Below are 9,387 nucleotides of genomic sequence, written 5' to 3'. Positions count from 1 at the left end.
AAGCCGACATAGAGCGGCTTGTCGGGATCGGCGATATCGGAACGGACGATTTTCAGCATATCCTCGATAGCCTGCATCGCTTGCTCCTGGCCGTAAATACGGCGGCGCATCCTGTTCATCACCTCATCGACGTCGAACTTGAAACGCGTCAGTAACTTTTTGCCTGCGTTAGCGGGAGGGGACTGCTTCTCCTCTATCGCTTGCAGCATATCGTTAATAAACGGCATGAGGTTCATCCCCCTCTGTGCGTATAATGTCGGATAACCCGAAGACGGACCGGTCCTGAACGCCGCCGGTCCGCCCCGCGGTCCGTTTGCCTGACTACTTGCCTACCTCCTGCAGCTTGCCTTCATTGGGAATGCCCTCGATCGGGCACTCGGCCGTGCCGAGCGTAGAGCGCGTGATTTTCTCCACATCCTCTCTCGCTTTCTCGGCATCCATCACCCATGTGCGGTAGAAATCAAACGGGCAGTCGGCTATGCCGCGCTCGCCGTCTCCGGAATTCAAAACGCCGGTATACCCGCGGTGCAGCAGCTTGAATAAATGATTGGACGATTGGGAGTTTTTGCGGAAATCCCGGATTTGGGATACGGACATTTCGGCGTACTGGATGCCGTTCTCCTCCGTGCCGCACTCGCCGAGCGAGCGGCCGTCGAAGCCGACCAGCGCCGAGTGGCCAAAATAGGAGTAAACGCCGTCAAAGCCCGTGCAGTTCGCTACCGCAACGTAAACGTTATTGGCCCATGCCATCGATTTGGCCATCATGATCTGCTGCTCCTTAGCCGGATACATATAACCCTGGCATCTGACGATCAGCTCCGCGCCCTTCATCGCGCAGTCCCGCCATATTTCCGGATAGTTGCCGTCGTCGCAAATAATGAGGCTGATTTTCATCCCCTTCGGCCCTTCCGACACATAAGTGGTATCGCCCGGATACCAGCCCTCGATCGGACACCACGGAATGCATTTCCGGTACTTCTGCACGATTTCGCCTTTGTCGTTCATGAGAATCAGCGTGTTGTAGGGCGCCTTTTCCGGATGATTCTCATGCTGCTCGCCCGTCAGTGAGAAAACGCCCCAGACGCCTGCCTTTCGGCACGCCTCGGAGAAAATGGCGGTTTCTTCGCCCGGAATCGAAGCGGCCGTCGCAAACATTTCGTCGTTGTCGTACATGATGCCCATCGTGCTGTATTCGGGGAAAACGACCAGGTCCATGCCCGGCAGCCCTTTCTTCATGCCGACCACCATATCCGCGATGTTGCGCGCGTTGTCCAGCACCTCTTCCTTCGTATGCAATCTCGGAATCTTGTAATTGACAACCGCTACGCCTACCGTATCCGCACTGCTTGCAATATCCCCATGTCTCATCGTTCCATTCTCCTCTCGATTGTGGCGAAAATGATAAACCAGACTGCAAATTCGTCGCTGCTGCTCAAATGGTCAAATATTTTTTGATCGTGTCCATTGGGATCTCTCCCGTGTTTCCCTTGTGGACAATTTGCCCTTTTTCCATGACGTAAAAGCGTTCGGCAATTTTGAATGCGAAATCCAGGTTCTGCTCGACGATAAAAACGGAAAGCGATTTTTCGGTATGCACCCGATTGAGCGTTCTTGCGATTTCGGCCACGACGTTCGGTTGAATGCCTTCGGAAGGCTCATCCAGAAATAGCGCCTTCGGCTTGCTCATCAACGCCCTGCCGATGGCAAGCTGCTGCTGCTGGCCGCCAGACAATACACCTCCCTTCCGGTCGAGCTGTTCGCTAAGCGCGGGAAAATAGTCCAGCACTTCTTCCATCAGCCGCGCCGTCTCCTTGGGGTAATGGGACATCGCGCCAAGCTCCAGATTTTCCTTGACCGTGAGCATCGGAATAATTTCCCGCCCCTGCGGCACGTAGGCGATTCCCATCCGGGACCGTTCACTGGCGCGGCTGCGGGTTATTTCCTTGCCCTCCCACTGAATCCGGCCCTGCCGCGGCGACAGCAGTCCAATCAGGCTTTTGAGCAGCGTCGTTTTGCCGACGCCGTTGCGGCCCATCAGACAAACTTTATCGGCCTTTCCCACTTGAAGGCTGACACCGCTTATGACCCGGCTCTTGCCGTATGAAACCTCGAGCGCGTCCGCGTTAAGCATGGGCATCCTCCTTCAAATACACCTCTTGAACCTTGGCATTGCGCTCGATCTCGGAAAGCGGTCCTTCGGCAAGAAACCTGCCTTGATGAAGGACCGTCACAATATCGGCGATTTGCCTGACAAACGCCATATCGTGCTCCACCACGATCACGGACCGGTCCTTGAACACCGAGCGGATCAGCTCGCCGGTTTTGTAGGTTTCGTCGGCCGTCATGCCTGCCGTCGGTTCATCCAGTATGATCAGCTCCGGATCCTGCGCCAGCAGCATGCCGATTTCGAGCCACTGCCGCTCGCCGTGCGACAGGCTTGCCGCCATCCGCTCCGATTGATGATCGAGGTTGATCGTGATCAGTATGTCGTTGATCCTTTCCTTGATCTCCCTGCTTTTTTTGTAGAAAAGCGCCTTGAACACCCGGTGAAACCCGCGAAAGGCGACTTCGATATTTTCCGACACGGTCATGTTGTCGAAGACATGAGGATTCTGGAATTTGCGGCCAATACCGAGCTTTGCCGTCTCAAAGGGCTCCAAGCCGGCGATCTCCCGGCCGTTATAGACGATTCGTCCGGAGGTAGGCTTGGTTTTGCCCGTAATCAAATCCATCAATGTCGTCTTTCCCGCCCCGTTCGGTCCGAGAATGACCCGCAGCTCTCCCCGGTTCACGGAGAAGTCCAAATCCGATATCGCTTTGAAGCCGCCGAATTGTACGGTCAGCCCGATCGTTTGCAACATGCTGTTTCCCATAGGCTCGCCCCGCTTTCTCTTCCGTTTCTCACAGCACTTCGCTCTCTTTGTACAGCACGGCCTCTCCTTCCTGATCTTCCTTGGCCGCGTATTTTTTTCTTAAGCCGCGATCCTTCCACCAGCTCTCGACCGCGCCGTAAATGCCGCCAGGCAGGTACAGGACGATCAGCACCATAACGCCCCCCAGAATCAGCTGCCAGAGGGTCGGATACTGCTCCGACAGCAGGTTCGACAGCCAGTTGACGATAAGCACCCCGACAATCGGTCCCATCAGCGTCCCGCGGCCGCCGATTGCGAGCCAAATGACCAGGCTGGTCGACATGGCGATTCCGCTGTCCTGCGGCGATATGAAGCCGTTCATCGGAACGTACAGCATGCCGGCCAGTCCGGCGAGCAGCCCGGATACCGCAAAAACGAAAATTTTGTAGTTGGCGGGGTTGTAGCTCAGGAAACGAATACGGCTTTCATCCTCCCGGATCGACTTGATGACCTTCCCGAAATGGGAATGCGTCAACCACCGGGTAAACAAAAACGCGGCGGCGGTTACGGCAAGCACGAGATAGTAATAGGGAACGAGGTCCATCGGCTCTCCGCCGACCGGAAATCTCGGAAGTCCCATAAGCCCGTTGAATCCGCCGGTATACGCCTGCATGTTGACGATCAGCATTTCAAAAAGCTTCGCCAGCGCCAGCGTAATGATCGAGAAATACACGCCGCTCACACGGCTTTTGAATACGAAATATCCGATCAGGCCCGCGAGCAGTGCCGGAATAAGCAGCCCGAGCAGCAGCGCAAGCGGCGTGCTCAGCAGCGGTCTCATAAGGAGCGGAATTTCTTCGATGTTGAAGCGGGCCATAAAAGACGGAACACCGTCCTGCAGGCTGTACGACAGCGCCAGAACATAACCGCCCAGGCCGAAAAATACAGCGTGTCCGAGACTGAGCAGGCCCGTATAGCCCCAAATGAGATTAAGCGAGAAGGCAAACAGGATGAAGACGATAAACTTACCCATCAGCTCCACGCGGAACTCGGAGGCGAACATCGGAAAGACGGCCAGAAAAACGAGCGCCAGCGCTGCAAAGGTTTCATTGATGCCCAGCCTTTTCAATAACACGGCCCTCTACCTCCTTTCCATTCGGAACAAACCTTCCGGCTTAAACCGTATGACCAATATAATGAGCAGGAATACGACAATTTTCGCCCCGGTCTCCCCCATGAAGGTGGTCAGCAGCTGATTGCTCTCTCCCATCGCGGCGGAGCCGAACAAGGTGCCCATCAGCGAGCCAACGCCGCCGAGCACGACCACCATAAACGAATCGATCAAATAATCAAGGCCCATCGTGGGCGAGACGCTTTTGATCGGAGCCAGAATGGAGCCGGCCAGGCCGGCCAGGCCGGCTCCGAAGCCGAAGGTGTACGCATCCACCTTGGAGGTGTTGATGCCAAGGCATTCACACATGTCCCTGTTCTGCGACACCGACCGGAGCTGAATGCCGAATTTCGTTTTATGCATCACATAAGCGGTGGTCAGCACCATCACGATGGCGATCGCGACGATGAACAGCCGGAAATAAGGAGCGGCTACCTCCCCGATCATCAGCACGCCCTGAAACGGACTGACGACGGACTTCCCGTCCGGCCCGAACAGCATCCGGATCAGCTGCTGCAGGAAAAGCGATATGCCGAAGGTGGCAAGCAGCGTTTCCAACGGTCTTCCATACAGGCGCCGCAGCACGAATCTTTCCAACAGCAGCCCTACCAGAGCGGTGACCAGAAAGCTGACGATCATGCCTAGAACAAACGGCATTTTCCCTTCCGTACAAACGAGATAGGTCACATAAGCGCCGATCATGATCAGCTCGCCGTGAGCCATGTTGATGATTTTCATCACCCCGAAGGTAATGCCGAGACCGAGCGCGATGATGACCAGAATGCCGGCCACGCTAATGCCGTCGGCAACCTGCTGCATGATGCCCATTACTTATCCTCCTTTCGATGAGAAGGAGCATGGAAAGGGATGGCTCCCTTTCCGCGCGTCCCTTTCGTCAGCGTCACTTCTTCCAAGGCTTCTCGTGCTCCGGATACAAAATCTTCGCCCACGGCTCAGGGTAGATCGGTTCCGATGTGCTTTGAACGATCTCGAACTGGCCGTCCGCGCCTACCTTGCCGATGCGCGAATTGAGCCAGGCATGATTGTTTTCGGGATCGATTTTCACCGTTCCCTGCGGAGCTTTCATTTCCAGCCCTGCGAATGCCCCGATCACGGCTTCCGCATCCGTGACGTCCTCTGCCTTCTTCAGCGCTTCCGCCAACAGCAGCGTCGAGAAGTACGTCGCCTCGATGACCTGCGTGATCGGCTCGTTTTCGCCGTATTTCGCGCGGTAGGCTTCAACGAACTTTGCGTTCTCGGGCGTATCCACCGTCTGGAAATAAGCGGAGGAGGAAATGTGTCCGGCCGCCACATCGGCACCCATGGAAACGACTTCGGATTCCGCCGTTACCGGGCTTGCGATCGGCATCACGGCAGGGTCAAGGCCATAGCTTTTATATTGTTTATAGAAGGCCGCGACGCTGTCGCCGACCAGATCGGAGAAAATGACGTCCGGAGCCGCCTCTTTGATCTTGTTAATGACCGAAGCGAATTCCGATTGGCCAAGCGGAACATACTCCTCGCCGACCACCTCTCCGCCGTTCAGCTTCAGCAATTCCTTCACCTGTTTGTTCGTTTCAACCGGATATACATAGTCCGAGCCGATGAAATAAACCTTCTTGCCGACATTATCCATCAGCCATGGAACGAACTCCTGCAGCTGCTGGTTGGGTGTCGCTCCGGTGTAAATAATATTCTTCGAGTACTCCTGCCCTTCATAGAAGGTCGGATAAACAAGCACACCGTTTGCCTGCTCCACGATCGGCAGCATCGCCTGACGGCTGGCCGACGTATAACCGCCTACGATCGCCGCCACCTTATCCTGCTGAAGCAGCTTTTTCGCCTTGGTCGCCGCGCCGGATGGCTCTGACGCGTAATCCTCCTGAACGGCGCTGATGCTTCTCCCGTTAATGCCGCCGGCGGCGTTAATTTCTTCGATGGCCAGCAGCGCCGCATTCGCCATCCCTTTCTCGGTAACGGCGAGCGAGCCGCTTAAGGAAAACAGCACCCCCACCTTGATGTCCCCGGCGCTGCCGCCGGCCGTACTGTCCTTCCCGCCGCCGCAGCCTGCCAGCAGGGAAACGATCATCACCAGAGCTGCAATGGATAAAATCGATTTCTTCAGCATCTTTTTCAAGCCTACCACTCTCCCGTTTTTTATTTTTCTGTTGTCTTACTGCCGCCGGTCAACCCCGAACGGTTTTAGGTGCTCACTTTACTTAGTAGCAATTAACGTGCCAACTCGCCGCCGAAAGGGAAGTTTTATTAAAATTTTGTTTCAGGAAAAACAACAACAAGCCCAAAAGGGCTTATTTAATCACGTTTATACATCACGCAATCCGTTAGATTATATTTCACTAAATTGAACATGCATTGCCTTTTTTACCTAAGTTCTATTATATTGAACATATTATGAACAGTTTTAATGTTATAGTTTCTAACATATTGTACTGCGTTTGTTCTGTTGTGCGTTACAGGTGCATAACAATGGATGGACAATTCCGCCGGATAAACCTCACATTCACAAAGGAGCGTCTTGGCATGCATATGATTAGTGACGAGATGAAAATCGGCATTCTCTTTTCTCTCACGGGCTCTACCGGCGTCACGGAACGCGGGCAATATCAGGCGAGCCTGCTGGCGATCAGACAAATTAACGAGCAGGGCGGCATACACGGGAAGCGGCTTGTCCCGATCGTCGAGGACATCGCCTCCGTCCCGTATTTCGCAGCCCAAAAGGCGGAGAAGCTGATCGCGGCCGACAGAGTGAGCGCGATTGTCGGTTTATATACCTCAGCCTGCCGCAAAGCGGTCATTCCCGTGCTTGAGAAACACGACACCCTGCTGTTCTATCCAACCTTATACGAGGGGGCGGAGCAGCATCGGAACATCGTATACTGCGGACCGCTCCCGAATCAGCAGCTGCTTCATTTCATTCCATGGATCATAAGCAACCTCGGAAAAACGTTTTATCTGATCGGCAACGATTACATCTATCCGCGAGAAACGAACCGGTATATCAGACAGCTGGCACAGGCCCATGGCGGCTCCATATCGGGCGAAACCTACGTCGGTCTCGGCGATGAGAAATTCAGCCACCACCAGCAGGAAATCCACCGTCTGAAGCCGGATGTCATATTCTCGACACTGGTCGGCGACAGCGCGACCGCCTTTTATCAACAGCATTACCAATCCGGCTTGAAGCCGCGCATCGCAAGCTCCATCACCGCGGAAACCGAATTCGCGGCCATTGCGTCTTCCTACGCCGTCGGCCATTATTCCAGCTTCCCCTATTTCAATACTGTGTCCACTCCCGTTAATGAGCGCTTCGTCGCGGAGTATCGGCGCACGTACGGCACGGATACGATCAGCTCCGTCATGGAAAATGCGTATAACGCCGTTTTTCTGCTGGCGGAGGCACTGCGGAGAGCCGATTCTCCTTCGACCGATTCGATTCGTCAAGCTTTATCAGGCCTGAAACTTGCCGCGCCCCAAGGGGAGATTATGGTCGATGCGACCAATCAGCATCTGTGGCTCCATTCCCGAATCGGACAGGTCGACGACACCGGCCGGTTTCGGATCGTTTGGGAATCCGACGCCCCTCTTGCTCCCGCACCGTTTTTCGAAACGGAGGACAAGGACACCGCCGAGGCGTCGAAAGCACACGCCGCTGGCGAAATGGATAAAAGGCTCGCACGGCATGAATATTTATTGAAGGAATTGAAAAAAGGCCTGGCGCATATCCCGTGTACCTTTGCTTTTTTCGACCCGGAAGGGGTGCTGTTGGACGTTATCGGCCCCAAGACCGATCTGCCGGATGAACTGCTGGCCTGCTTGCGAATCGGCAGCGCCGACTGGCTTCGCCATCCGCTCAGCCTGTCCGGCATCGGCCTCGCCCTGACTGGCCATACGCTTAACCGCGAGGGCCAGGGCAGCCCCCGACTGGAGGAGCTTTACGGCTGCAGGAGCGCCGCCTTCCCCATCCGGGCCTCTTCCGATCCGGCGCTGCTCGGCGTTCTCGGCATCTTCATCGCCGGCGGCGTGCATGAGTCATTGACGCATCATCTGGAGGCTTTGCCGAAGCTGACCGCTTATTGCGCGGAGCTCACTTGCAAGCAGAACGATTATCTTTCCTTGCACCAAATGCTGCAGGCCGTTACCGGCCAGTTGTCTAAAAGCCTGTTCGTGTTGAAAAAGGGCAGGATTCTGTTCCACAACCGGCAGGGCGCCGACCTGCTTGTAAGGAAACGGGATCTGGTGCACATGGCCTTATCGGAAATTACCGACGACGCCAGAGACGAAGCGATGTACATGATCCGTACGGAGGACTCGGACAGCCTGTTTGAAATCAAGATTATCAAACAGCCCGACTATCATTATGTGTATTTCAAACAGCTTGCGCATCGGACGAACGGCGCCCGCCGGGATAAGAACAAGCTGACGACCAAGGATCTTGTCGGATCGAACGGAAGCTTTCTGCAAACCGTGTCGCTCGCCAAGTCCGCCGCGAAGACCAATGCCAACGTGCTGCTTCTCGGGGAAAGCGGCACCGGCAAAGAGCTTTTTGCCCGTGCGATACACAATGAAAGCGCCAGAAAGGAGCGTCCTTTCGTCGCGATTAACTGCGCCGCAATCCCGAAGGAGCTTATTAATGCCGAGCTGTTCGGGTATGTGGAGGGCGCTTTTACAGGGGCCAAAAAGGGCGGGAGCCCGGGCAAGTTTGAGGTGGCCGACGGAGGAACGCTATTCCTGGACGAAATCGGCGATATGCCCTTTGAACTTCAGGCGACCCTGCTTCGGGTGCTGCAGGAGAAGGAGGTCATTCGGGTAGGCGGACACAGAGCGATTCCGGTCGATGTTCGCATCATCGCGGCGACCAACAAAAATTTGAACGAGGAAATTGCTTATAACAGCTCTTTCCGCAGCGATTTATATTACAGGTTGAATGTTTTTGCAATCGAATTAATTCCTCTCCGGGAACGGATCGGCGATATCGGAGCGCTCTCCGCCTATTTTCTACACCAGCTATCGGTCGAGAGCGGGCTTCCGCCCAAGGAGCTTTCACCCGAAGCGCTGAAGGTATTGGAGCAATACACTTGGCACGGTAACATACGCGAGCTAAATAATGTGATGGAGAGGGCTTTTTATTTGTCGGACCGGTCGGCGGCCATCATGGTAGCACATCTCCCGCAATATATCGTGCACAGCAACCATAATCAAAGCGCAGAACGCCAGCCCCATTTGGCCAATCTGGCGGACGCTTCCCGGAGCCTGGATAACATCAAGGAGATCAAACAGCGCAGCGATGACGACGATCGCGAGTTCTATATCCAGGCTCTATCCTGAAAATCTAAGTACGCACAA

At 55.0% G+C, this 9,387-nt stretch carries 7 protein-coding genes and 1 pseudogene; 1 reads left to right on the top strand and 7 read right to left on the bottom strand.

The window, feature by feature from the left end; genetic code table 11:
* The 7 genes and pseudogenes from BG52_RS16110 to BG52_RS10055 form a co-directional block, all read right to left on the bottom strand.
* Nucleotides 1-227, bottom strand: a pseudogene (locus tag BG52_RS16110) (AAA family ATPase); the annotation flags it as partial.
* A gap of 94 nt (nt 228-321) precedes the next feature.
* The gene (locus tag BG52_RS10080; protein WP_036584128.1) at nt 322-1,368 is read right to left on the bottom strand and encodes an aliphatic amidase; all 1,047 of its coding nucleotides are present in this window, start codon (nt 1,366-1,368) and stop codon (nt 322-324) included.
* 64 nt (nt 1,369-1,432) lie between these two features.
* Nucleotides 1,433-2,131, bottom strand: a complete 699-nt coding sequence (gene urtE / locus BG52_RS10075) for an urea ABC transporter ATP-binding subunit UrtE (RefSeq protein ID WP_144340786.1) — start codon at nt 2,129-2,131, stop codon at nt 1,433-1,435.
* On the bottom strand, nt 2,124-2,873 hold the full coding sequence (urtD, locus tag BG52_RS10070) for an urea ABC transporter ATP-binding protein UrtD (RefSeq protein ID WP_036667192.1): 750 nt from the start codon (nt 2,871-2,873) through the stop codon (nt 2,124-2,126). Before urtD ends, urtE begins: the two co-directional genes overlap by 8 nt.
* Nucleotides 2,874-2,901: 28 nt before the next feature.
* On the bottom strand, nt 2,902-3,987 hold the full coding sequence (gene urtC, locus BG52_RS10065; protein WP_051587890.1) for an urea ABC transporter permease subunit UrtC: 1,086 nt from the start codon (nt 3,985-3,987) through the stop codon (nt 2,902-2,904).
* Between the two features lie 6 nt (nt 3,988-3,993).
* Nucleotides 3,994-4,851: an urea ABC transporter permease subunit UrtB gene (urtB, locus tag BG52_RS10060; RefSeq protein WP_036584118.1), complete on the bottom strand. Its 858-nt coding sequence runs from the start codon at nt 4,849-4,851 to the stop codon at nt 3,994-3,996.
* A 73-nt stretch (nt 4,852-4,924) separates the two neighbouring features.
* On the bottom strand, nt 4,925-6,151 hold the full coding sequence (locus tag BG52_RS10055; RefSeq protein WP_036584168.1) for a transporter substrate-binding domain-containing protein: 1,227 nt from the start codon (nt 6,149-6,151) through the stop codon (nt 4,925-4,927).
* Between the two features lie 413 nt (nt 6,152-6,564).
* On the opposite strand from BG52_RS10055, the gene BG52_RS14900 reads away from it, so the two are divergent.
* Complete coding sequence (locus BG52_RS14900; RefSeq protein WP_051602309.1) at nt 6,565-9,369, top strand: transporter substrate-binding protein; 2,805 nt, start codon at nt 6,565-6,567, stop codon at nt 9,367-9,369.
* The last annotated feature ends 18 nt before the right edge of the window (nt 9,370-9,387 follow it).

Source organism: Paenibacillus darwinianus (assembly GCF_000598065.1).
Taxonomy (GTDB): Bacteria; Bacillota; Bacilli; order Paenibacillales; family Paenibacillaceae; genus Paenibacillus_I; species Paenibacillus_I darwinianus.
Note: the sequence above shows the minus strand (reverse complement) of the source record. Positions and strands in the feature narration are given on the sequence as shown.

Bases quoted from the DNA above. Each gene is read 5' to 3' on its own strand.
- BG52_RS14900 (WP_051602309.1), top strand. From the start codon at position 6,565: ATGCATATGATTAGTGACGAGATGAAAATCGGCATTCTCTTTTCTCTC.
- BG52_RS10080 (WP_036584128.1), bottom strand. From the start codon at position 1,368: ATGAGACATGGGGATATTGCAAGCAGTGCGGATACGGTAGGCGTAGCG.
- BG52_RS10055 (WP_036584168.1), bottom strand. From the start codon at position 6,151: ATGCTGAAGAAATCGATTTTATCCATTGCAGCTCTGGTGATGATCGTT.
- urtB (WP_036584118.1), bottom strand. From the start codon at position 4,851: ATGGGCATCATGCAGCAGGTTGCCGACGGCATTAGCGTGGCCGGCATT.
- urtE (WP_144340786.1), bottom strand. From the start codon at position 2,131: ATGCTTAACGCGGACGCGCTCGAGGTTTCATACGGCAAGAGCCGGGTC.
- urtD (WP_036667192.1), bottom strand. From the start codon at position 2,873: ATGGGAAACAGCATGTTGCAAACGATCGGGCTGACCGTACAATTCGGC.